The 22,266-nt window shown below is 66.0% G+C and carries 18 protein-coding genes; 11 read left to right on the forward strand and 7 right to left on the reverse strand.

Going from position 1 to position 22,266, the window contains the following annotated elements; genetic code table 11:
* Positions 1-9: 9 nt before the first annotated feature.
* Positions 10-606 (reverse strand): nitroreductase family protein, encoded by a 597-nt coding sequence (locus F624_RS0101890; RefSeq protein WP_031253856.1) that lies wholly within the window; start codon positions 604-606, stop codon positions 10-12.
* A gap of 109 nt (positions 607-715) precedes the next feature.
* Positions 716-1,588 (reverse strand): Bug family tripartite tricarboxylate transporter substrate binding protein, encoded by an 873-nt coding sequence (locus F624_RS0101895; RefSeq protein WP_245573534.1) that lies wholly within the window; start codon positions 1,586-1,588, stop codon positions 716-718.
* Between the two features lie 510 nt (positions 1,589-2,098).
* Here F624_RS0101895 and F624_RS0101900 point away from each other — a divergent pair.
* Positions 2,099-3,559, forward strand: coding sequence for an APC family permease (locus F624_RS0101900; RefSeq protein ID WP_051107273.1), 1,461 nt, complete (start codon positions 2,099-2,101; stop codon positions 3,557-3,559).
* Positions 3,560-3,605: 46 nt separating this feature from the next.
* On the opposite strand, the gene F624_RS0101905 is transcribed toward F624_RS0101900, so the two are convergent.
* Complete coding sequence (locus F624_RS0101905) at positions 3,606-4,988, reverse strand: sulfatase family protein (protein ID WP_019572563.1); 1,383 nt, start codon at positions 4,986-4,988, stop codon at positions 3,606-3,608.
* Complete coding sequence (locus F624_RS0101910; protein WP_019572564.1) at positions 4,985-6,079, reverse strand: ABC transporter substrate-binding protein; 1,095 nt, start codon at positions 6,077-6,079, stop codon at positions 4,985-4,987. The genes F624_RS0101905 and F624_RS0101910 overlap by 4 nt, the downstream gene beginning before the upstream one ends.
* A gap of 198 nt (positions 6,080-6,277) precedes the next feature.
* Between F624_RS0101910 and F624_RS0101915 the strand changes: the two genes are divergently transcribed.
* The 3 genes from F624_RS0101915 to F624_RS0101925 all read left to right on the forward strand — a co-directional run bounded on the left by F624_RS0101915 (position 6,278) and on the right by F624_RS0101925 (position 10,422).
* Positions 6,278-7,210, forward strand: coding sequence for a helix-turn-helix domain-containing protein (locus tag F624_RS0101915; protein WP_051107298.1), 933 nt, complete (start codon positions 6,278-6,280; stop codon positions 7,208-7,210).
* A gap of 174 nt (positions 7,211-7,384) precedes the next feature.
* A complete protein-coding gene (locus F624_RS0101920) occupies positions 7,385-8,371 on the forward strand; it encodes a Bug family tripartite tricarboxylate transporter substrate binding protein (protein ID WP_019572566.1) in 987 nt (328 codons plus the stop codon).
* A gap of 8 nt (positions 8,372-8,379) precedes the next feature.
* Positions 8,380-10,422: an acetoacetate--CoA ligase gene (locus F624_RS0101925; protein WP_031253859.1), complete on the forward strand. Its 2,043-nt coding sequence runs from the start codon at positions 8,380-8,382 to the stop codon at positions 10,420-10,422.
* Between the two features lie 16 nt (positions 10,423-10,438).
* Here F624_RS0101925 and F624_RS0101930 read toward each other — a convergent pair whose 3' ends face one another.
* Positions 10,439-11,440, reverse strand: a complete 1,002-nt coding sequence (locus F624_RS0101930; RefSeq protein WP_031253860.1) for a tripartite tricarboxylate transporter substrate binding protein — start codon at positions 11,438-11,440, stop codon at positions 10,439-10,441.
* A 179-nt stretch (positions 11,441-11,619) separates the two neighbouring features.
* Between F624_RS0101930 and F624_RS0101935 the strand changes: the two genes are divergently transcribed.
* Positions 11,620-13,833 (forward strand): rhodanese-like domain-containing protein, encoded by a 2,214-nt coding sequence (locus F624_RS0101935; RefSeq protein WP_019572569.1) that lies wholly within the window; start codon positions 11,620-11,622, stop codon positions 13,831-13,833.
* Between the two features lie 29 nt (positions 13,834-13,862).
* On the forward strand, positions 13,863-14,705 hold the full coding sequence (locus F624_RS0101940) for an NADPH-dependent oxidoreductase (protein ID WP_019572570.1): 843 nt from the start codon (positions 13,863-13,865) through the stop codon (positions 14,703-14,705).
* A 355-nt stretch (positions 14,706-15,060) separates the two neighbouring features.
* On the opposite strand, the gene F624_RS0101945 is transcribed toward F624_RS0101940, so the two are convergent.
* Both F624_RS0101945 and F624_RS0101950 read right to left on the reverse strand, forming a co-directional pair.
* Entirely contained in the window at positions 15,061-16,263 is a 1,203-nt protein-coding gene (locus F624_RS0101945) for a porin (RefSeq protein ID WP_019572571.1), read from the reverse strand.
* Positions 16,264-16,758: 495 nt separating this feature from the next.
* Positions 16,759-17,682, reverse strand: coding sequence for a LysR family transcriptional regulator (locus F624_RS0101950; protein ID WP_019572572.1), 924 nt, complete (start codon positions 17,680-17,682; stop codon positions 16,759-16,761).
* Positions 17,683-17,910: 228 nt separating this feature from the next.
* Between F624_RS0101950 and F624_RS0101955 the strand changes: the two genes are divergently transcribed.
* The 5 genes from F624_RS0101955 to F624_RS0101975 are packed head-to-tail and all read left to right on the forward strand — an operon-like array spanning position 17,911 to position 22,257.
* Positions 17,911-18,696 (forward strand): 5-oxoprolinase subunit PxpA, encoded by a 786-nt coding sequence (locus F624_RS0101955; protein WP_019572573.1) that lies wholly within the window; start codon positions 17,911-17,913, stop codon positions 18,694-18,696.
* A gap of 45 nt (positions 18,697-18,741) precedes the next feature.
* On the forward strand, positions 18,742-18,990 hold the full coding sequence (locus F624_RS0101960; RefSeq protein WP_031253861.1) for an acetyl-CoA carboxylase: 249 nt from the start codon (positions 18,742-18,744) through the stop codon (positions 18,988-18,990).
* 18 nt (positions 18,991-19,008) lie between these two features.
* On the forward strand, positions 19,009-20,397 hold the full coding sequence (locus F624_RS0101965; RefSeq protein ID WP_019572575.1) for an acetyl-CoA carboxylase biotin carboxylase subunit: 1,389 nt from the start codon (positions 19,009-19,011) through the stop codon (positions 20,395-20,397).
* The gene (locus tag F624_RS0101970) at positions 20,394-21,290 is read left to right on the forward strand and encodes a 5-oxoprolinase subunit B family protein (protein ID WP_019572576.1); all 897 of its coding nucleotides are present in this window, start codon (positions 20,394-20,396) and stop codon (positions 21,288-21,290) included. The genes F624_RS0101965 and F624_RS0101970 overlap by 4 nt, the downstream gene beginning before the upstream one ends.
* On the forward strand, positions 21,280-22,257 hold the full coding sequence (locus F624_RS0101975) for a 5-oxoprolinase subunit C family protein (RefSeq protein ID WP_019572577.1): 978 nt from the start codon (positions 21,280-21,282) through the stop codon (positions 22,255-22,257). The genes F624_RS0101970 and F624_RS0101975 overlap by 11 nt, the downstream gene beginning before the upstream one ends.
* The last annotated feature ends 9 nt before the right edge of the window (positions 22,258-22,266 follow it).

Here is a 22,266-nt window from a genome sequence, read left to right on the forward strand (position 1 = left end):
CCAAGGCCCTCAGCTGTTGCTCTTGAAGCGGCCTTCGAAGGCCACGTCTGCCAGCGGCAGGCGCCCGTTCGGAGTCTCGCGCGCGCGCAGCGCTTCGGGCAAGCGATCCGGGCGGCCGGGTTTGCCGACCGCAATCACGGTCTCGATGGCGTGGGTCTCGGGCAACTGAATGGCTTCGCGCAGGCGGGGCTCGTCAAAGCCGGCCATGGCGTGGCTGGCCAAGCCAGACAAGGTGGCCTGAAAGGCCAGGCTGGCCCATGCGGCACCGCTGTCAAAAGAGTGCCAGGCATTGGGCGTCGCCGCGGGTTTTCCTGGAAACACGGCCTGTTTGGCCGACACCAGCACCAGAAGCGCTGCTGCGTGTTGTGCCCAGCCCTGATTGAACTCCACCAGCGACTCGAAAATGGGCGCCCAATGCGCCGTGTCGCGTCGCACGTGGATCCAGCGCCAGGGTTGGGCGTTGTACGCCGACGGCGCCCAACGCGCGGCTTCGAGCAGCGTCAGCAACTGTTCTTCTGAGATCGCTTCACCCGTGAAGGCGCGGGGTGACCAGCGTTGAGTGAATAGCGGATGGATGGGGTGCTCGGTTTCGCGGGTAGATGACACAGGGTGGTCTCCGGTGGGTGAATTGACCTGCAGCGTGGTGCGCAGGTCGGGTGGGTGAAGGGGCAGGGTGAGTCGCGTGGGGGCCATTGCGGCGGGCGTGGCCCCGTGCTCACTGCACCCGGATGCCCCGTTCACGGATGAGCTTGCCCACGCGTTCTGAATCAATGGCAATCTGCGCGTCCAGTTCTGCCGGCTTCGACGCCGCCGCGTGCAGGCCCCGCTTGGCGGTCCAGGCTTGCAATTCAGGGCTGCCCAGCACTTTGAACAGGCTGGCATTCACCCTGGCCAGAATTTCCGGTGGCGTGCCCGCCTTGGCATGCAGGGTGTAGGAGGTCGAGAGCAGCATGTCGGCGCCGCCAGCCTCCAGGATGGTGGGCACCTGGGGTGTGATGGGCGCTCTCTTGGGGGCGCCCACCGCCAGCAATTTCAGGCTGCCCTTTTCAACATGGGGCAGCAATGCCTCCACACCACCCGAGGTCGCCTGCACCTGGCCACCGAGCATGGCGGGGATGACTTCCGCGAGGGCCTTGTACGGCACATGCAGAAACTCCATCCCGGTGCGGGCCTGCAGCAACTCCATGTTCAGATGCATGATGCTGCCCACCCCGCCCGTGCCAAAGGTGACCTTGCCAGGGTTGGCCTTCACGTACTGCACGAACGAGGCGAAATCGCTCACCGGCAATTGAGCGCTGGTGACCAGGTACAGGTTCACATCGGCAATGTTGCTCACCGAGACCAGGTCTTTGCGGACATCAAACGGCAGTGGTTGATAGAGCAGCGGGTTCACCGACAAGGTCATGCGGTCCAGCAGCAAGAAGGTGTAGCCGTCGGCAGGCGCTTTCACCACCGCATCGGTGCCGATGATGGCGTTGGCACCCGGCTTGTTGTCCACGATGACACTGGTGTTCAGCTCTTTGGCCAGCCCCTCTGCGACCAATCGGGCCATCACATCGGGCCCGGTGCCCGGGGGGTAAGGCACCATGATTTTCACGGGTCGAGCTGGCCAATTCGTCTGCGCAACGGCCGATTCCGTCCATGCCGCGGAGGTGGCGAGCAGCAGGCCCAGCAAAGCCCATTTTTTGAGTGCAGCAAGCATTCCGAGTCCTTTTCAAATCATCCTGGAAGACACTGGCTTGAGCTGTGATGGGCCAAGCCGTACGGTTTGTCATCCACGTTTTTCCCCGTGGATGCGTGAATGCAAAGTTATCACAATGAAATAAAAAAGCAAAACAAATCAAAAAATAATTGCGTGCACGATGTTAAATTTTCGTTTTAAGAAATGCCGGCTTTTGGTGCGAAATTTTTAAGGCGCCTTCCCGGCGCACTTTTACGGTGCCTGGATCGGTGTTCCTGCATGCCGATCTGGGCTATCGACTCCCAGATGGCCGGCCTAGACTTTGCGTCAGCCCTCAGACAACCGAGCGCGTGAACGCGACCTGAACCGTTCGCGTGGCCTCCGACAACAGACCTCACTTGCTGATCAAGAACACCTATGGATTCACCCACTCCTTCGATGCCCCGTCTGCCCGATGACGCCACGGGCCTGCGCTCAGGAACCCTGAGTTCATGGTTCATCACGCTCTTGGTGATCTCGGCGGCCAGCCCGCTGAGTGTGGTCGCCGGGGGCTTTCCCATCGGGATGATGCTGGGCAATGGCGCCGGGACACCCGCGCTGGTGGTGCTGGCTTTGTTGCTGCTGCTGATGTTTGCTGCGGGCTATACCGCCATGGGCACCTGCGTCACCAGTGCCGGAGGCTTCTACGCGATGATCTCGCGTGGGGTGGGTGGTGCGGCGGGTGGCGCGGCGGCCTTCATCGCGATACTGGGGTCGCTGACCCTTCAATTTGGCTTGTATGGGCTGCTCGGCGAGGTGGTCTCCGAATCCTTGCGCACGCAGTTTGATCTGAGCGTGCCCTGGTGGCTGGTGGCGGTGGCCGCGATTGCATCCGTGGCCTACTTTGGATTTCACCAGATCGATTTTTCGGCCAAGATCCTGGCCTGCTTTGTGGTGGCCGAATACGCCTTCGTGCTGCTGTTGGACGTGCTGATCCTGCACCGCGGCGGGGCCCATGGCATCGAGTTTTCCTCGTTCCAGCCCGCAGCACTCAGTGCCGGCAATCCCTCCATCGGGATCCTGTTTTGCTTCGCGGCCTTCATCGGCTTTGAGGCCACCACCATCTACAGCGAAGAGGCCAAGGATCCGAAGCGCAGCATCCCGATCGCCACCTACTCGGCCCTGATCCTGGTCGGGTGCTTCTATTCGTTTTCGCTGTGGTGTCTGGTGATCGGCACGGGGGCCGAGCGCGTCCAGGAGACCATCACCGGGCTGAGTGATCCGACCAACTTCCTGTATCTGCTGTCTGATACCTACGCGGGCCAGCCCCTGACCCTTCTCTTGCGCGGCATGTTCATCGTCAGCATCTACGCGGGGCTGATCGCGTTTCACAACTCTACCGCCCGCTACTTCTATTCGATGGGCCGGGAGCGCCTGCTGCCCAGGCGCCTGGGCTGCACCCATCCGCAGTACAAAAGCCCGCACGTGGCCTCGCTTTTGCAGACCGTGCTGTGCCTGGCCGTGGTGCTTTTGTTTGCGCTGTTCAAGGCCGACCCCGTTCTGCACCTTTTCTCGTGGCTCAGCAACATCGCCACGGTGTGCCTGCTGCTGCTGATGATGGCGACGGCGGTGGCGGTCATCGTGTTCTTCCGCCGGGATGCACATGCCTACAGCAGGTTCAGAATTTTCTGGATGCCACTCGCGGCTCTGCTGGGCCTGAGCTTTGTCTTCGCTCTCGCCGTGCCCAACTTTCAAGTCTTGACCGGGGCCAGCCAGGCCTTGTCCTGGGCCCTGCTCGCCTTGTTGCCTTGTGCGGGGCTTGCAGGGTGGGCGGCGGCTCTTCGATTGAAGGCCCTGGACCCTGTGGCCTACGCCACCTTGGGGCACGATCGAAAGTAGGGTTCAGCCCCGCGTCAGCGTGCGTCGTCGTTGAAGCTCTGGGCGGTCAAGCCCGAATCCGCTGGCTCTTGTCTGGCGCGTAGCGGTCGGCCTGGATGTCGGGGGTGACGCCGTGGGTGAAGACCTCGTCGGTGATGGGCAGCTGGGTTTCGTTCCATTGGCCCCACAGGGTTTTCAGCTGCGCGAACACCTCGGGGTGTCGGTGCCGCAGGTTGGCGCGTTCGCGCTGGTCCTGCACCACATCGAACAGAAACTCATTGTCGTTGATCTTCAGGTACTTCCAGTCGCCCTGGCGCACTGCGCGTTGGGCTTGTGACTTGTAGCGCCAGAACAGGGTGCGTTGCCAGGGGCTGCGGTCGCCGGTCAGCGCGGGCAGGATGTTCTCGCCGTCGCTGGGGTAGTCGGGGTGGGGCGCCAGGCCCACCGCTGCCAGCAGGGTGGGCAGCCAGTCCATGGTGATGGTGACCTGGTCGCTGATCTGCGGCGCCAGGCGTTGCGGCCAGCGCAGCAGGGTGGGCACGCGCAGCCCGCCCTCCAGCAGCTCGGTCTTCTGACCCGTGAAGGGCCAGGTCTTGGAAAAGCGCTCGCCGCCGTTGTCGCTGGTGAAGACCACGATCGTGTTCTGGGCCTGCCCACTCTCATCGAGTGCCTTCAGCACCTGGCCCACGGCGGTGTCCAGCGATTGCACCATCTTGCCGTAGGTGGCGAGGTTGCCGCCGTCGTAGTGGAACAGGTCGCTCAGGCTGCGCGACACCGACTCGTTCTCAGGCCCCACCCAGGGCCAGTGCGGCGCGGTGAAGTGCAGCGACAGGAAGAAGGGCTTGTCGGCTCGGGCCTGTTGCTGCACATAGCGCGAGGCCTCATCGGCCAGGATCTGGGTGTAGTACCCCACGCGCTCAACGGGCACATCGTCCTCCCACAGGTCGCGCGGCACATGTTCGCCCACGCCGGGCTTGTGGGTGAAATAGTCGATCACGCCGCTGTAGTTGCCGAAGAACTTCTGGTAACCGCTATTCAGCGGGCCGAAGTGCGGCAGGGCGCCCAGGTGCCATTTGCCGATCAATGCGGTGTGGTAGCCGGCGTCGGCCAGCAGCGAGGGCAGGGTGGGGTGCTCTGGCGGCAGACCCAGGTAGTGGGCGGGCTTGGCGATCGGCTCTTCCAGGCCGCCACGCAGGCGGTACTGGTAGCGCCCGGTGATCAGCGCGAAGCGGGTGGCCGAACACACGGCCGAGTTGGAATAGGCCTGGGTGAAGCGCACCCCCTGGTCGGCCAGCCGGTCCAGGTGCGGGGTGGGGTAGTCGGTCTGGCCGTACACGCCCAGATCGGCCCAGCCCAGGTCATCGGCCACGATGAAGAGGATGTTGGGGCGCCTGTCGTGCAGGGGGTCGTGGGTGTCGGCTGGGTGCTTGGTGTGGCGGCTCTGGCTCATGGCAGGGGGCGTCCGTTGCGGTCCAGTGCGGGCCAGAACTTCTCGGCCTTCAACTCTTTCAGGGCGGCTTCGACAAACTGCGGTGCCACCCAGGCGTCCACGTCCACGGGCTGCTTGATCAGGCCCAGCTTCAGGCCATCGGCCACCACTCCCTTGTAGACCGACACCGCGGCCTCGTCGATGCGCGGCGAATGGCGCGACTTCAGCGATTCACCGTCGAACTCGGCCTTGTACACCGCCTCGCCCTGGCCGCTCTGGTCGCCCCACAGTTGCAGCAGTGCGGCGCGGTTGGCTTCGTCGCTGGCCCATTGCGAGGCGCGGATCAACTGCTTGACCAGGCGCGTGGTGTGGGCCGGGTAGCGGGTGATGAAGTCATCGGTGGCCAGCAGGCTGGCGTAGATGCTGAAGGCCGGGCCCTTGCCCTTGGTGCTGACGGGCAGGGTCACGCCCTTGTCCAGCAGCAGGTGCAGGTCGGCGCCGCCAAAAGTGGCGTCGATGTCGCGGTTGACCACCGCCGCCTTGGAGCCGGGCCAGTCGAGGTTGACCACCTTCAGGTCTTTTTCGGTCAGGCCGGCTTCGGCCAGAAAGGCATCGAAGGGGCGCTGGTAGGCCGTCCCCTTGAGCACCGACACCTTGCGCCCCTTGAGGTCGGCAAAGCTCTGGATGCCCGCCCCCGGTGCCACCGCCAGGTAGCTGTTCGAGTTGCGCCCCACCACGGCGATCAGCCGCGTGGGCAGGCCGCGCGACTTGCCGATGACCGAGGCCAGGTCGCCCAGGAACACCACGTCCAGCTGCTTGGCCGCCACCGCTTCGTTCACGGCCGGGCCGGCGCCGCGGAAGGTGGTCCATTCGATCTTGATGTGGTCGGCCTTGAATTCTTCCTCCAGCCAGCCCCGGGCCTTGACCACCGCCAGCGGGTTGGCCCCCGGGAAGGGCTTGGTGCCGGTGCCCAGTTCGGGCGAGCCGATGCGGATCACGGTGGGGGCGGGCTCGGCCTGGGTGAAGGTGGCGGCAGCGGCCAGCAGCAGGCCGGCGCTGGCGATCAAGGCGCGACGGGGCAGGGCCAGTCGCTTGGCGAGGGTCAAGGGCATGAAATGGGGGCTTGAAGTCGTTGAAACACCGGGGCGGCCTTCAGGCGCGCTCCCGTCATGGCGAAATGTTATGAAAACCCGACTTCATAGCCAAAGAAGTTTGATGCATAAGCAAGCAGGGTCTTGGCTGGGCCGGCCTGACAGGCCCGCCTGCGTGGCATCATCCGTGTGATCCCAGTTCTGGGCCACCGGCTGACCATGTACCCACCTGACCCGCGTTTTGATGCTTCCCGGCGCGTGCCCAGCGGCTTTGACGTGGGCCGCTGGCAGGCCTTGGAGCAGGCGGCGCCCGATGCCCCTCCCTGGAAGCTGCTGCCGCACACCGTCAAACGCTCCAGCCAGGATCGGCCCTGGCCCGGCCTGGTGTTCTGGCACCAGGTGGGGCCGGAGGGCGATCTGTATGTGCCGCCCACGGCCAGTCACAGCATTCTGGTGCGGCGGGCGCAGCCCACCCAGCTGTTGCAGCGCCAGGGCAGCGTGACCGAGTCCTTGCGCTGGCAGCCGGGGCAGGCCGTGGTGGTGCCGGCCGGGCTGCCTTCGTTCTGGCGCAGTGCGCAGCCGCGCGACAACCTGCACATCGACCTCTCGCCCGCCTGGCTGGAGCGCGTGGCGCACGCGCAGGTGTCGCTGCAAAGCTGCTTCGGGCGCGACGATCCGCTGCTGGCCGGGTTTGCCCAATTGCTGCTGGCCTCGCTCGATTCCAACACCTCGCTCGACAGCCAGTTCGGCCAGCACATCGCTGAAGCCATAGCCTTGCACCTGATGCAGCACTACGTCGGGGCGCGGACCAGCTCACGGGCCCAGGCCGGGCTCTCACGGCGCCAGATGCAGCGCGTGGAAGAGGCCTTGCGCGCCGACCTGGCCGGCCACTGGACGGTCGAGCGCCTGGCCCAACTGGTCGACCTCAGCCCGTTTCATTTTTCGCGGGCCTTCCGGGCCTCGTTTGGTGCGGCGCCCCACGCCTGGCTGAGGCTGCAGCGCATGGAGGCGGCCGCGCAAGCGGTGCGGGAAACCCGGCTGAGCTTCGAGGAGATCGCCCGCCAGACGGGCCACCGCTCGGCCTCCCATTTCGCGCAGGCCTTCCGCCAGCACTGGGGCCTGACGCCGACGGCCTACCGCCGGGCGGGCTGAGGCCAGGGGCGGGGTTTTCCCTGGGCAGCGCAGGGTTTCGACAGGCGCAGCAATCCGTCGACAGTGGGCCATGGGGCCCTGGGGCACATTCGCAGTGGCCGGGGCCAGGCCTCCGCTTCGAGAAGCCATGCACCCCGGGCACCCCACCAGACCCCTGCCGAAGGAGACAACACCATGAGCACCCGCCGTCAATTCACCGCCCGCCTGGGCCTTTTGGGCGCCTCTGGCCTGCTGGGCGGCCTGCCCCATGCCGCCTGGGCCCAGCAGCCCGAACTGGCCCGCCTGCTGGTGGGCTTTCCGCCCGGGGGCAGCACCGACAACGTGGCGCGCCGGGTGGCCGACCGATTGCGTGGCACCTACGCCGGCCAGGTGCTGGTGGACAACAAGCCTGGTGCAGGAACCCAGATCGCGGTGGCGGCACTCAAGGAGTCCCCGGCCGACGGCTTGACGATGCTGTTGTCGCCGCCAGCCCCTTTCAGCATCTACCCCTTCACCTACCGCAAGCTGCCCTATGGGCCCGAAGACCAGGTGCCAGTGGCCATGGTCTGTTCGTTTCCCTTTGCCTTTGCGGTGGGGCCGGCGGTGCCGGAGAGCGTGCGCAGCATCCCCGATTTCATCGCCTGGGCCAAGGCCAACCCGGGCAAGGCCAGTTTTGGCTCGCCGGCCGCCGGCTCCACACCCCACCTGGTGGGCAGCCTGCTGGGCTTGATGGCTGGCGTGGAGCTGACCCACGTGGCCTACCGCGGCGATGCCCCGGGCCTGCAGGACCTGATGGGCGGGCAGTTGGCGGCCTACTCCTCGGTGCTGGGCAGCTTCTTGCCCCAGCTCAAATCGGGCCGGATCCGTCTGCTGGCCGTGTCGGGCAACGAGCGCAGCAGCTTCATGCCCGCCCTGCCCACCTACCGTGAACAGGGCTACGAGCTCGACATGACCGAATGGTTCGGCCTGTTCCTGCCGGGCAAGACCCCCGCACCGGTGGTGCAGCGCCTGGCCGACGCAGCCCGTGCCGTGGTCGGGCAGGCCGACTTTGCCCGTGGCCTGGCCGACTTTGGCATGACCCCGCGCTACCTGGGCCCGCGCGAGCTGGCGGCCCAGTTGCGTGCCGAGACAGAGATGTGGCGCGGCAACATCAAGAAAATCGGTTTCACTTCGGAATCCTGAAAATCACCATGACAGACCACTTGCCTGTTGCCGTCCCTTTGTGGGTGCCTGACGAAGCACGTCGATCACAGGCCTTGATCACCGCCTTCGAAGCCTGGCTGGCGCGTGAGCGCGGCCTGCGTTTCGACCATTACGAAGAACTTTGGCGGTGGTCGGTCGACGATGCGGAGGGCTTCTGGTCTGCCATCCTGCAGTTTTTCGATCTGCGCTTCGACCCGCCGCCGCAGCGCATGCTGGGGCGCTCGCAGATGCCGAACGCCTCTTGGTTCCCGGGGGCGCGGCTCAATTTTGTCGAGCAGATGCTGCGGCACACGGCGCTGGCCACACCGGCCGTGGTCTACGAGAGCGAAGCCATGGGCGCGGGGGAACTGAGCTGGCCGGAGCTGCGGCGCCAGGTGGCCTCGGTGGCGGCCACCCTGCGCGGGCTGGGGGTGGGTGAGGGCGACCGCGTGGCGGGCTACCTGCCCAACATCCCGCAGACGCTGGTGGCCTTTCTGGCCGCTGCCAGCCTGGGCGCCGTCTGGACGCTGTGCGCACCCGACATGGGGCCCTTGAGCGTGGGCGACCGTTTCCGCCAGATCGCGCCCAAGGTGCTGGTGGCGGTGGATGGCTATCGCTTTGCCGGCAAACCTTTCGACCGGCGCGCCGCCCTGGTTGAGATCCTGGCCGGCCTGCCCAGCGTGCGGGCTGTGCTTTGGGTGACGCACCTGGATGCCCAGGCCGAGCCCCCGCCCACTGCGGCCCCTCTGCACTGGCTGCCCTGGGCGCAGGCCGTGGCCGGCGAGCACGAACTGCGGCCGCAGGCGCTGCCGCCCGAGCACCCGCTGTGGATCCTCTATTCCTCCGGCACCACCGGCCTGCCCAAGCCCATCGTGCATGGGCATGGCGGCGTGCTGGCCAACGGCATGGTCAACATGGTGTTGCACAACGACCTGCACCCGGGCGACCGCGTTTTGTGGGCGGTGAACACCTCCTGGATGGTCTGGAACGCCCACATCATGAGCCTGCTGGGCGGTGCCACCGTGGTGCTGTACGACGGCAGCGTGACGGGCGCCGGGCCCGAGCCCGACTGGGGCCACCTGTGGCGCCTGGCCGGGCGCACCCGGGTGCAGTTCTTTGGCGCGGGCGCAGCCATCCACCAGCAGTGCATGAAGGCCGATGTCATGCCCGCCCGCATTGCCGATCTGTCGGCCCTGAAGACCGTGGGCTCCACCGGCTCGCCGCTGTCACCCGAGGCTTGCGCCTGGCTGTACAGCGCCGTCAAGCCCGAGCTCTGGCTGAACGTCGTCTCTGGCGGCACCGACCTGGCCGGGGGCTTTCTGGTCGGCCTGCCCACCTTGCCGGTGTACCTGGGCGAGATGCAATGCCGGACGCTGGGCGCCCGGGTCGAGGCCTGGAGCGACGAGGCCCGGCCCGTGATCGACGAGGTCGGCGAGCTGGTCTGTGTGAACCCGCTGCCTTCGATGCCGCTGTACTTCTGGGGCGACGACGATGGCAGCCGCCTGCGTGAAAGCTATTTCGAAACCTTCGAGAATGAGGCCGGCCAACCGGTGTGGCGGCATGGCGACTGGCTGCGCCTGGTGCCTCGGCCCGAGGCCATCGGCGGCGTGATCTATGGCCGCTCCGACGCCACCATCAACCGCCAGGGCGTGCGCATGGGCACGGCCGAGCTGTACCGCGTGGTCGAGCAGCTCGAAGAGGTGGCCGACAGCCTGGTGGTCGACCTGGAGTACCTGGGCCAGCCGTCCTGGATGGCCTTGTTCGTGCAGTTGCGCCCCGGCCTCACGCTGGACGAGCCGCTGCGCCAGCGCATCCGCCAGGCCTTGCGCACAGGCCTGTCGGTGCGGCATGTGCCCGACGACATCGTGCAGGTGGCAGCCATTCCGCGCACCATCACCGGCAAGAAGCTCGAGTTGCCCGTCAAAAAACTGATGCTCGGCCATGCGCCCGACAAGGTGGTGCGGCGTGACGCATTGGCACAGCCCGAGAGCCTGGACTGGTTCATTGAGTTTGCCGCCCGCCACCTGAGCCAACGCAGCGCCTTGGCCTGAGGTTTGGGGGCGCCCCTCAGCGCAGCGAAATCCCCGCCGTGCGAATCGCCCGGCTGTAGCGCGGGCGCTCTTGTTGCAGGCTGGCGGCCAGGTCGGCGGCGCTGCCGCCGGCCACTTTGAAGCCCATGTCCTCAAGTTTGCTGCGCAGCTCGGGCGAGTGCAGCACGGCGTCGATATCGTGGTTCAGGCGTGCCACCACGGCGGCGGGCGTGCCGGCGGGCACAAAATAGCCTTGCCAGCTCTCCACCGAGAAGCCCGGCACGCCGGCCTCGGCCATGGTGGGCACCTGGGGCAGGGCGGGTGAGCGGTAGCTGGTGGTCACCGCCAGGGCGCGCAGCTTGCCGCTGCGCACATGCTCGGTCACGGCAGCCAGCGTGATCAGGGTGGCCTGGGTGTGGCCGGCCAGCACATCCAGGGCGGCTGGGGCACCACCCGAATAGGGGATATAGCGCACCTTTGCGCCGGTCTCCTGGCTCAGGATCTCGTGCGCCACATGGGCGATGCCCCCGTTGCCGGGCAGGCCCAGGGTGAGGGTGTCGGGTTGGGCCTTGGCGCGTGCCAGGTAGTCGGCGAAGGTGTTCAGGCCGCTGTTCGGGTTCACCACCAGGATCTGCGGGTTCACCACCGCCTTGATCACCGGGGCAAAGGCCTTGTTGGCGTCGTAGGGCAGTTCGGTAAACAGGATGTTGTTCAGTGTCAGGCCCTCACCCTGCTGCAGCAGGGTGTAACCGTCAGGGGCGGCCCGGGCCACCTTGGCGGCACCGATGTTGCCGCTGGCACCCGGCACGTTGTCCACCACCACGGGCTGGCCCCACAGTGCGCTCAGCTTCTCGGCCAGGGCGCGTGTCAGCTTGTCGGCACTGCCGCCTGCGGCCACGGGTACCACGATGTGCACGGGCCGGTTCGGGAAGGCCGGTGGCTCGGCCGCTGCCGCTGCAGCACACAGGCCCAGGGTGGCCAGCAGGATCAAAGGGGTGTGCAGCAGGCTGCGGCGGGGCAGGGTGGGGGTGGCGTGCATGGTGGGCGCCACTCTAGGCAGGCCGGGTCGAACCGTGAACGAAGTTCTTCGGCTAACCATATGCGTGCAAGGCGTACATATGGTTAGCCGAAATCATTCCTTGGGCAGGGCGTCGGGCGCTTTTAGCCTCAAGCAACCGCAACACTGCCTTTGACCCCAGCATCCGAAAGACCCATCGCATGAGCCAGACCGACCTCAGCCTCGACTTCAGCGGCACTGACCTCGCCAGCCTCCGCACCCGTGCGGTGCTTGATTTCATTGCCCATGCGCGCCGCACCGTGCCCGACCCTGGGCAGGCCAGCGACGCCCAATTGGCCGAGGTGGCGCAGGCCCTGGCGCAGCTGGGCCTGCGCCGCGAGCTGTTCCCCGAGGCGCACTTTCCACTCAGCGAAGAGGCCCCGGCCCGGGTCTACCGCCTGTACGAAGACCTGGATGGCCACTATGCCCTGTACGTGTCGGCCGGCCAGCCTGGCAAGGCCCAGCCGCCGCACGACCACACCACCTGGGCCATCATCGCCGGCATCCAGGGCCACGAAGAAAACGTGCTCTACCAGCGCAGCCCCACGGCCGACCCGGCGCGTGACAGCCTGAGCCCCATCCGCACGGTGGACGTGGCCCCTGGCAGCTACATCACCCTGCAACCCACGGATGTGCACACCATCGAGCTGGTGGGGGCCGAGACCGGCCTGCACCTGCACTTCTACGGCCTGGGCCTGGACCGCCTGCCCGGGCGCGTGGTGTTTGAAAGCCGCAGCGGCGGCAGCTACCGCACCTTTGCGCCCCCGGCCCTGATCCGCCATCCCCTGATCAGCCCGGCCGCCCTGCGCGAGGCCCTGCGCGACGGCGAAGAGATCGCCGTGCTCGATGTGCGTGAAACCGGCGTCTACACCCACGGCCACCTGCTGCTGGCGGCCTCGGCGCCGCTGTGGCGGCTGGAGCTGCTGATCGACCGCCTGGTGCCGCGCCGCGGCACCCGCATCGTGCTGGTCGATGGCAACGAATCGCTGGCCCATGAGGCGGCGCGCAAGCTGGTGCGCCTGGGCTATGCCCAGGTGTCGGTGCTGGAGGGCGGCACTGAGGCCTGGGCCGCCGCCGGCTTTGAGATCTTCAGCGGTACCAACGTGCCCAGCAAGGCCTTTGGCGAGGTCATCGAGCACGACAAGCACACCCCCTGGATCGACGTGGCCGGCCTGCGCCAGGCGCTGGATCAGGGGCAGAACCTGGTGGTGGTGGACAGCCGCACCCCTGAAGAGTTCAAGCAGTTCAGCCTGCCCTTTGCGCACAGCCTGCCCGGTGCCGAGCTGGTCTACCGCATCCATGAGCTGGCGCCCGACCCCGACACCCTGGTGGTGGTCAACTGCGCCGGGCGCACGCGCAGCATCGTGGGCGCCCAGACCCTGATCGACGCCGGCATCCCGAACCGCGTGGTGTCGCTCAAGGACGGCACCATGGCCTGGCTGCTGGCCGGGCAAAGCCTGGCCCAGGGCCGCAGCACGGCCCTGCCCGAGCCCTCGCCCCAGGGCCTGGCCCAGGCGCGTGAGCAGGCCGCCCGCGTGGCCGAGCGCGCCGGTGTACAGCGGCTGGAGGCAGCGGGCCTGGCACGCCTGCAGGGCCAGCGCCACGAGCGCTCGCTGTACCTGTTTGACGTGCGCACCCGCGAGGAATACCAGGCCGGCCACCTCGAAGGCTGGCGCTGGGCCCCCGGGGGCCAGCTGGTGCAGGCCACCGACGAGTACGTGGGCACACGACGCAGCCGCATCGTGCTGGCCGACTGGGACGGCGTGCGCGCCCTCACCACCGCCGCCTGGCTGGCCCAGCTGGGTGGGCATGAGGTGTACGTGTACAGCCCGGCCGCCCAGACCACCACGGTGACCGGCCCCGAGCCGGTGCGTGTGCTGGCCTCGCAGCCCGCTGCGGCGCGCCTGTCGCCCCTGCAACTTCAGGCCTGGCAACAACAGGGCGAGGTGCTGGTGTTCGATGTGGACCGCCGTGCCGACCACGAGCGCCGCCACCTGCCCGGCGCCCGCTTTGCCGTGCCCGACCGCCTGCACGAGTTTGTGGGCACCACCGACGACACCCGCCCCATCGTCATCACCTCGCCCGACGGCGTGCTGGCCGCCACCGTGGCGGCAGAACTGGCGCGGCGCCTGCCCACCCGCACGGTGCGCAGCCTCGCCGGGGGCACCGAGGCCTGGGCCACTGCCGGCCTGCCTCTGCAAAGTGGTGCCGATGGCGTGCTGACGGGGGACGACGACCACTGGTACAGCCCCTATGCCCATGCCGACCTGGCCCAGCGCGATGCGGGCTTCAAGTCCTACCTGGACTGGGAGCTGGGCCTGGTGGCCCAGCTGGAGCGCGAAGGCGACATCGGCATCCAGTTGATTGCGGCCTGACCCACTTCACACCACCCACCGGAGAACCCATGAGTCAGAACCTCTTTGACCTGAACCCGGCGCTGGCCGCCCGCTATGCCAACGCCCAGGCCGCACTGCCCACGCCACCGGGAGGGGCCAACACCGCAGTGCTGCAACACCTGCTGGCCCACCGCTCGGTGCGGGCCTACCTGCCCGATGCCCTGCCAGATGGCACGCTGGCCCACCTGGTGGCGGCCGCCCAGTCGGCTCCCACCTCGTCCAACCTGCAGGCCTGGAGTGTGCTGGCCGTCACCGACCCCGAGCGCAAGGCGCGCCTGTCGGAATGGTCGCGTGATCAGGCTCACATCCGCCAGGCGCCGCTGTTCCTGGTCTGGCTGGCCGATCTGTCGCGCCTGGACCGCGTGGCCCAGGGCCTGGGCCTGCCCTCGGATGCGAACCAGTACCTGGAGCAGTTTCTGGTCGCCAGCATCGATGCCTCGCTGGCCGCCCAGAACGCTGTTGTGGCGGCCGAGGCCCTGGGCCTGGGCACCGTCTACATCGGTGCCTTGCGCAACCGGGCCCCCGAAGTAGCGGCCGAGCTCAAGCTGCCGGCGCACGTGTTTCCGTTGTTCGGCCTGTGTGTGGGTCACCCCGATCCGGCCCAGCCTGCCGCCGTCAAGCCGCGCCTGGCCCAGTCTGTGGTGCTGCACCACGAGCACTACAGCGCCGAGGCCGAAGCCGGCGAGGTGCCACGCTACGACCAGGCCATCCAGGCCTTTCAGCGCGATCAGGGCCTGCCCCCGGTGCCCTGGTCGCAGCAGGCCAGCCAGCGCGTGGCCGGGCCGCAAAGCCTGTCGGGGCGGGATCATCTGCGCCGCTTCATCACCTGGCAGGGGTTTGAGCTGACCTGAAGCCGGGTGCTCGATGGCTGCCCTTTGGACCCGGCCAGGTGCCGGGTTTTTTGATGTCTGGCATTCGCATGGTTGAGTGCTGGATGATTATCTCCAACAATGGATATGCAAAATGATAATCACCTGATTTTCCATTCCGGGCAGAATATCCATTGAGCGCAGGGCCGGATTATTTTGAGGAAAATGTTTCGGTGGGCCCAAAAAGCCGCCTGCGCTTTTGCGATGTCTCCTAGCTCTGACTTTCGTCAGTTGAATCCCTCAGTCTGAAATCAGTCTGGGGGATTTTTTTGGCCGCTCGAAAAAAAGCCGCCACCCGAAGGTGGCGGCTTTGGCGAGACGGCGCTCTCGACGAAGATCAGAAGCGCACGCGGATACCGGCGTCAATACCGGTGGACGAGCCGTTCACGTTGGCCGCACCGTTCACACCGCCAAAGCCGGCCGAGCTGAACGAGGCCGCATTCAGGCTGGCACCACCCGAATTGCTCACGCGTGCCACGGTGCCGTACACCGCGGTGCTCTTCGAGAAGTTGTAGACATAACCCACGGCAAACTTGTTGGCCTTGCCGGCGCTGTCGAGCTTGGCGCTGCTCAGCTGGGCCAGCACGTTGCCCGCACCCACCGGTGCGTTCACGCCCAGCGACCAACCCTTGACGGCCTTGGTGTTGCCCAGGCTGATGAAGTCGTTGTACTTCTGCTGCGACACCGTGGCCAGCAGCTTGGCCACGCCAAAGTCGTACGAGCCGCCGAAGTTGGTGTCGGTGTAGTTGCCGAAGCTGCCAAACGCGCCCAGGCTGTTGGTGGCGTTGCCGAAAGACTGTGCGCCATTGTTGATGTACTTGGTCTGGCCGTAGGCAGCGGCCACGTCGATCGGGCCCTTGGCATAACCGGCACGCAGGCCGTAATACCGGCCGTTCTCCGACGAGTCCACCGTGGTGCCGGCGCTGTTGGTCTGGGTGGCGGTGCTGGCCTGGTTGCCGAAGGCGACGGTGCCCTGGCCATAGAAGCCCCCCAGATTGCTGGGCAGCAGGTAGCTCACGCCGTTGGAGGCACGCACAAAGGTGGTGGCCGCACCGGTGTAGTTGGTGATGATGGCGCCCACGCTGCCGGCCCCGAAGGGATCGAAGACGGTGTAGTTCCAGAAGCTGGGCACGATGTCGCGACCCAGGCGCACTTCACCGAAGTTGCCCGACAGGCTCACGGTGGCCCGGCGGTTGAAGGTCAGGCCACCGGCGGCCACGGCGCCTGTGGAGGTGGCGCCGTTGTTGGTGTTGGTACCGCTGCTGCCGATGCCGCTGTTGGCCGCGATCGCGGCTTCCAGCCAGAAGCTGGCAGCCAGGCCACCGCCCAGGTCTTCGGTGCCGCGAAAGCCCAGGCGGCTGGCGGTGTTGCCCGAGGGCGCGATGCCGCTCTGGCGGCCGGCATTGCTCTTCACGCTTTCAAAGGCCAGGTCGACCACACCGAACAGGGTGACCGACGACTGGGCGTGGGCGCTGGCGCCCAGGGCCAGGGTCAGCACGGCGGCGGTGGAAAGGGCTGAGCGGACAAATCGAATCTGCATGGGTTTTCCTGAATGAGTTAATAGGTGAATCGAGGTGAAAAGCGATTTCAAGGCCCGAACCCCGATAACGGGGGTGGTCAGGTGGTTTGCGCCGACTGATTTCGGTCGTGTGCCACTGCTCGGGTTTGAGGTTCTCACTCTAGAGAGGGCTCGGTTCTGGCTATATCAGGAATTCGTAGATGCATGGATGCATATTTTTCGCGCGCATCGGTTTTTGGAAGTGAGCGTCGAATATTCGTCCGCATGGCCTTTTGAAACACCTTTGCATTTGATTTGAAAATGCTCAAAGGTGTTGTATCAGGTGGGCGAATGAAATGATGTATTCGCCGGTATTTATTGAATATCGATATTCGCATCGCCTGTCGCCGGTACACCACAGTGTTGGCGGGCTCACGCGCTGAACAAGGTCCACCGACCTTCGATCTGGAGGGCCGTGGGCGGGCCTGGCAGGCAGCGTACCCTGCGGGTGGGCGCGTAGCCTGTCTGCTGCTGGCGTCAGCGATCCCGGCGGGAGTGCAGGGTATGGGGGTCGAGAAACAGCTGACGGAAATAGTCGCGCAGCACAGCCATGGGGGGCGACAGCTCGATGCCATGCTTCCAACCCAGGCCGATGTTCATGGTGGGGATCGGGTCGCTCAGGTTGATGGTTTCAATGCGTTTGCCCTCCAGTGACCAGGGGCGGTACACCATGTCGGACAGGATGGTCACCCCCAGGCCATTGGCGACACTGCTGCGCACGGCCTCGACCGAACTGGTGCGCATGCGCACGCTGGGCTGATGGGGTGTCTGAGTCCAGTACTTCATGGTGCTCTGGGCTGCCTCATCCACCGTGAGCATGATGTAGGGCTCATGGGCCACATCGGCCAGTGACACCTCCGATTTGCTCAGCAGCGGGTGCTTGGCAGGCACCCAAAGGCGTCGTTGCGAGCCAAAAAAGGTCTCCAGCGAGAGCTCTCGCATCACCACGTTCGAGGTCAGCAGCAAGGCCATGTCGTAGCGGCGCGTGATCAGGCCTTCTTCGATGGCATCGCGGCTCACTTCATGCACCTTGAGCTGGATATTGGGGTGCAACTGCTCAAAGCGCTGCAGGTGGTGCGGCAGAAAGTAACCCAGCACGGTGTAGCTGGCCGCGATGGTGAGCACCCCGCTGACCTCAGCGCGGTTGTCCCGCACGCGCAACGCTTCGTCAGCGGCCGAGAGCACGGCATAGGTGTGCTCCAGAAACCGGCGCCCGGCAGCCGTCATTTCCACGCCATGGGGATGGCGGTCCAGCAGGGGCTGACCCACCATCTCTTCCAGCTCGCGGATCGCGGTGGTCACGGCCGACTGCGAGATGTTCAATTTGAGTGCAGCGTGCGAAATACGCCCCATCTCTGCCACCGAGGCGAAGTATTTCAGCTGCCTGAGTGTCAATGACATGGTGCCTCCGTTGTAAAGCTGCGATGGCAGCCTGAAGATCGCAGAAATTCAGATGGACTGACCCAGTATCTGCGGGTTTTCACCTTGTTAGAAGAGGTTTTGCCATCTGTTTTTCAGATACCTATATCGTTGAAAACAATGCTTTTCGATGAAGGGGGCTCTCTTTAACCTTGCGGCACTGTCACACCAAACGGAGATGTGTATGTGTTGCAAGAAGGGCGTTGGCCTATGAAAGCCCAGATTGATCTGAATTCGGACATGGGAGAGGGATTTGGTCCCTGGCGCATCGGCGATGGGGTGGATGAGGCGCTGATGCCCTTGATCACCTCAGCCAATATCGCAACCGGCTTTCATGCCGGGGATCCGAACATCATGCGGCAGACCGTCCGCATGGCGCGTGAGCAGGGCGTCGGGATCGGGGCTCACCCGGGCTTTCGGGATCTGGTGGGCTTTGGCCGTCGTTTCATCACGGCACCGCCCGAAGAACTGGTGAACGACATGATCTACCAGTTGGGTGCCTTGCGTGAGTTGGCAACGCTGGAAGGTGCCAGTCTGCAGCACATCAAGCCTCACGGCGCCCTTTACTTGCTGGCCTACCGCGACGAGGCGCTGTCGCGGGCCTTGGTCACGGCCTTGCAACGCGTCGAGCCGGGTCTGCGCCTGTTCTGCATGGCCTCGTCCGTGACCTGCCGCGTGGCGATGGAGATGGGCCAACCCGTGGTCCGTGAGTTCTATGCCGACCGCGACTACGACCAGAGCGGGGCGCTGGTCTTTGTGCGCCGCGCAACTGCGCTGGACCCGGCGGCGGTGGCCGCCAAGGTGGTGCGGGCCTGCGTCGAGGGCACGGTGCGCACGGTGGATGGCCCGGATATTGCCGTTGATTTCGACTCCGTCTGCATTCACAGCGACACGCCCGGGGCGCTGGCCCTGGTTCAGGCCACGCGGCAGGCCCTGCAGGAGCGAGGCATCCGTGTCATGGGGCTGCCCGCCGATGCGGCAGCGGCGCTGTGTTGAAGCGGTGTTGAGTTCAAGTTCATCCATTTTTTCCGGAGTGCATCCATGTCTGTTACCCATGAAGTCTTGAGTCCCTTGCCCGGCACGTTTTACCGCAGTGCCGCGCCTGACGCCCCGCCCTTCAAGCAGGAGGGCGAGCGGGTCGAGATCGGCGATGTGGTCGGTCTGATCGAAGTGATGAAGCAGTTCAGCGAGGTCACGGCCGAGGAGGCCGGGCGCCTGCAGCGCTTTCTGGTGGCCAATGCCGACCCGGTCGAGCCCGGCCAGGTCTTGTTGCTGATTGAAGTTGATTGAGCCAGGGTGGGTTTTCACATGTTTCCTGCTTTCAACAAGGTGCTGGTGGCCAACCGGGGCGAGATTGCGGTTCGCATCATCCGGGCGGCCCGCGAATTGGGCCTGACCACCGTGGCGGTCTACAGCGATGCGGATGCCGAGAGTCTGGCCGTGCAGATGGCCGATGAGGCGGTGCGCATCGGCCCGGCGCATGCCAGCAAGAGCTACCTGAGCATGGACGCGGTCCTGCAGGCGGCGCTGGACACCGGTGCCGGTGCAGTGCATCCGGGGTATGGCTTTCTGTCCGAGAACGCCGCGTTTGCCGAGCGGGTCGAACAGGCGGGCCTGGTCTTCGTGGGGCCCACGCCGCACGCCATCCGCACCATGGGTGACAAGGCGGCCGCCCGGGCCGCGGCCATGGCGGCCGGCGTGCCGACGGTGCCTGGCAGCGTCGGCGTGGTGGAGGATGCCGAGGAGGCCGTGGCGCTGGCGCGTGGCATCGGGTACCCCATCATGATCAAGGCTTCGGCCGGGGGCGGTGGTCGGGGCATCCGGGTGGCGGCCGACGAAGCGGCGCTGCGCCAGCAGTTTGTGCTGGCCACCACCGAGGCCCAGGCCGCGTTCGGGCATGGTGCGGTGTATCTGGAGCGCTTCATCCGGCGGGCCCGCCACATCGAGGTGCAAATTTTGGGTGATGGGCAGCAGGTGCTGCATTGCTTCGAGCGTGAATGCTCGCTGCAGCGGCGCCGGCAGAAAGTCTGGGAGGAGGCCCCTTCAGCAGCCATCGATGCCGCCACCCGGGCCGCCCTGTGCGAATCGGCGCTGCGCCTGGCGCGCGCCGTGTCCTACCGCGGGGCGGGCACCTTGGAGTACCTGTACGACGAGGACACCGGCGAGTACTTCTTCATCGAGATGAACACCCGCATCCAGGTGGAGCATCCGATCACCGAAATGGTGACCGGCATCGATCTGGTGCGCGAAATGCTGCGCGTGGCTCTGGGGCACCCGTTGTCGCTGCGCCAGGAGGACATCCGCCTGCAGGGGGCGGCCATCGAGGTGCGCATCAATGCCGAGAATCCCGCCAAGGGCTTTGCGCCCAGCCCCGGTCGGGTGTCGGGCCTGCGCGTGCCGGGGGGCCCGGGCGTGCGCTTCGACAGCATGCTGTACGCGGGCTACACGGTGCCTGCCTATTACGACTCGCTGTTGGGCAAATTGATCGTGCATGACGTCGACCGGCCGTCTGCACTGCGCCGCCTGCGGCGCGCTTTGCGCGAGCTGCAGGTCGAGGGGGTGCAGACCACCCTGCCTCTGCACCAGGCGCTGAGCTGCGACCCCGATGTGGTGGCCGCCCGGTTCCACACCGGCTTTCTGGAAAGCTGGCTGACCGACAACCCCCTTCAAACCCCTTCGACGGAGTCTGTTGCATGAGTGAAGACACGCTGCCTTCCCAGGCCCGCTACACCTTTGGTGGCGACGAGCACCTGTTTGTCGAGATCAGCGAGGCCATGTCATTGCCCGCGTTTTTCAAGGGCATGGCCATCTGCACCGAGTTGCAACGCCGGCAGTTGCCCGGTGTCACCGAGATCTGCCCGGCCAATGCGGCCTACCTGGTCCGCTTTGATCCCGATCTGATCGCGCCAGACGCGCTGCTCGCCGCCTTGAAGGACATCGAGGCCGGTCTGGGGCAGGGTGAGCTGCAGCTGCAGACCCGCCTGATCGAGATCCCGGTGCTGTACAACGACCCCTGGACCCATGAGACCCTGATGCGCTTTCGCGAGCGGCACCAGGACCCCACCAGCACCGACATCGAGTACGCGGCGCGCGTCAATGGCCATGCCTCGGTGGAGGCCTTCATTGCCGCCCATTCCGGCTCGCCCTGGTTTGTGTCAATGGTGGGCTTTGTGGCCGGTCTGCCGTTTCTGTTCCAGATGGTGGAGCGGGCCCAGCAGATCCAGGTGCCCAAGTACCTCAGCCCACGCACCGACACGCCCCGCCTCACGCTGGGCCACGGCGGCTGCTTCAGCTGCATCTACTCGGTGCGCGGTGCGGGCGGCTACCAGATGTTCGGCGTCACGCCGGCACCCATCTTCGATCCGGCCCAGCGCCTGCCGTATTTCAAGGACCTCATGGTCTTCTTCAAGCCTGGCGACATCGTCAAGTGGAAGCCCATCGACCGGGCCGAGTACGACCGCCTGCTGCTGGAAGTCGAGGCCGGCAGTTACGAACCACGTTGTGTGCCCGTGTCGTTCTCCTTGAACGACTTCCTGGCCGACCCTCAAACCTACAACCAGCAACTCCTGGAGGCGCTGAATGAGCATTGATGTGATCAAGCCGGGTCTGGCCACCAGCGTCCAGGACAAGGGCCGCCCGGGCTTCTACCACCTGGGCATTCCGCTGTCCGGCGCACTCGACCAGCAAAGCTACCAATTGGCCAATTGGCTGGTCGGCAACGAAGACGGTGCCGCGGTGCTCGAGTGCACGCTGATGGGGCCCGAGCTGAGCTTCGATGCGCCGGCCGTGCTGGCCGTCACCGGCGCCGAGGTGGCCGTGCGCCTCAACGGGCAGGCGGTGGAGCGCCATGCTTCCTTTGCGGTCAAGGCGGGCGACGTGCTGAGCTTTGGCGTCATGAAGCTGGGGGCCCGGGCCTATGTGGCGGTGGCCGGCGGTATCGATGTGCCACCGGTGCTGGGCAGCCGCTCCACCTATGGCTTGGGCGCCTTCGGCGGGCTGAACGGGCGCAAATTGCAGGCGGGTGACCGATTGCCCGTGGGCCAGGCGTCACCTGCGGCGCGGCCGGGCTACCGGGTGCCCACGCCCTTGCTGCCGGTTCTGCGCAAGGAGGTCGAGCTTCGCGTCTTGCCGGGGCTGTATTTCCACCGCCTTGAAGACAGCTCGGCGCAGAGCTTCTTTGCGGACACCTGGTCGGTGGCTGCGGAAGCCGATCGCATCGGCTACCGCTACAAGAACGGATCGCCACTGGCCTTTCGTGAGCGCACCCCGCCTTTTGGCGCTGGGCACGACCCCTCCAACATCGTGGACGCCGGTTACCCCTATGGCTCCATCCAGGTGCCTGGCGGGCGCGAGCCCATCATCCTGCACTGCGACGCGGTCTCGGGCGGTGGCTACGCGATGGTGGGCACGGTGATCAGTGCCGACATGGACCTGATTGCCCAGATGCAGCCCAACCACAAGGCCCGCTTCGTCGCCGTCGACATGACGCAGGCCCTGCAGGCGCGCGCTGAAAGACGCCTGCAACTGGAGCGCCTTCGGCACGCGCTGACAGCTTGAGTGCAGGAG

Origin of the sequence: Curvibacter lanceolatus ATCC 14669, from assembly GCF_000381265.1 — a bacterium.
In the GTDB taxonomy this organism is placed as follows: domain Bacteria; phylum Pseudomonadota; class Gammaproteobacteria; order Burkholderiales; family Burkholderiaceae_C; genus Curvibacter; species Curvibacter lanceolatus.

Bases quoted from the DNA above. Each gene is read 5' to 3' on its own strand.
- F624_RS0101895 (WP_245573534.1), bottom strand. From the start codon at position 1,588: ATGGTGCCTTACCCCCCGGGCACCGGGCCCGATGTGATGGCCCGATTG.
- F624_RS0101900 (WP_051107273.1), top strand. From the start codon at position 2,099: ATGGATTCACCCACTCCTTCGATGCCCCGTCTGCCCGATGACGCCACG.
- F624_RS0101905 (WP_019572563.1), bottom strand. From the start codon at position 4,988: ATGAGCCAGAGCCGCCACACCAAGCACCCAGCCGACACCCACGACCCC.
- F624_RS0101910 (WP_019572564.1), bottom strand. From the start codon at position 6,079: ATGCCCTTGACCCTCGCCAAGCGACTGGCCCTGCCCCGTCGCGCCTTG.
- F624_RS0101915 (WP_051107298.1), top strand. From the start codon at position 6,278: ATGTACCCACCTGACCCGCGTTTTGATGCTTCCCGGCGCGTGCCCAGC.
- F624_RS0101920 (WP_019572566.1), top strand. From the start codon at position 7,385: ATGAGCACCCGCCGTCAATTCACCGCCCGCCTGGGCCTTTTGGGCGCC.
- F624_RS0101925 (WP_031253859.1), top strand. From the start codon at position 8,380: ATGACAGACCACTTGCCTGTTGCCGTCCCTTTGTGGGTGCCTGACGAA.
- F624_RS0101930 (WP_031253860.1), bottom strand. From the start codon at position 11,440: ATGCACGCCACCCCCACCCTGCCCCGCCGCAGCCTGCTGCACACCCCT.
- F624_RS0101935 (WP_019572569.1), top strand. From the start codon at position 11,620: ATGAGCCAGACCGACCTCAGCCTCGACTTCAGCGGCACTGACCTCGCC.
- F624_RS0101940 (WP_019572570.1), top strand. From the start codon at position 13,863: ATGAGTCAGAACCTCTTTGACCTGAACCCGGCGCTGGCCGCCCGCTAT.
- F624_RS0101945 (WP_019572571.1), bottom strand. From the start codon at position 16,263: ATGCAGATTCGATTTGTCCGCTCAGCCCTTTCCACCGCCGCCGTGCTG.
- F624_RS0101950 (WP_019572572.1), bottom strand. From the start codon at position 17,682: ATGTCATTGACACTCAGGCAGCTGAAATACTTCGCCTCGGTGGCAGAG.
- F624_RS0101955 (WP_019572573.1), top strand. From the start codon at position 17,911: ATGAAAGCCCAGATTGATCTGAATTCGGACATGGGAGAGGGATTTGGT.
- F624_RS0101960 (WP_031253861.1), top strand. From the start codon at position 18,742: ATGTCTGTTACCCATGAAGTCTTGAGTCCCTTGCCCGGCACGTTTTAC.
- F624_RS0101965 (WP_019572575.1), top strand. From the start codon at position 19,009: ATGTTTCCTGCTTTCAACAAGGTGCTGGTGGCCAACCGGGGCGAGATT.
- F624_RS0101970 (WP_019572576.1), top strand. From the start codon at position 20,394: ATGAGTGAAGACACGCTGCCTTCCCAGGCCCGCTACACCTTTGGTGGC.
- F624_RS0101975 (WP_019572577.1), top strand. From the start codon at position 21,280: ATGAGCATTGATGTGATCAAGCCGGGTCTGGCCACCAGCGTCCAGGAC.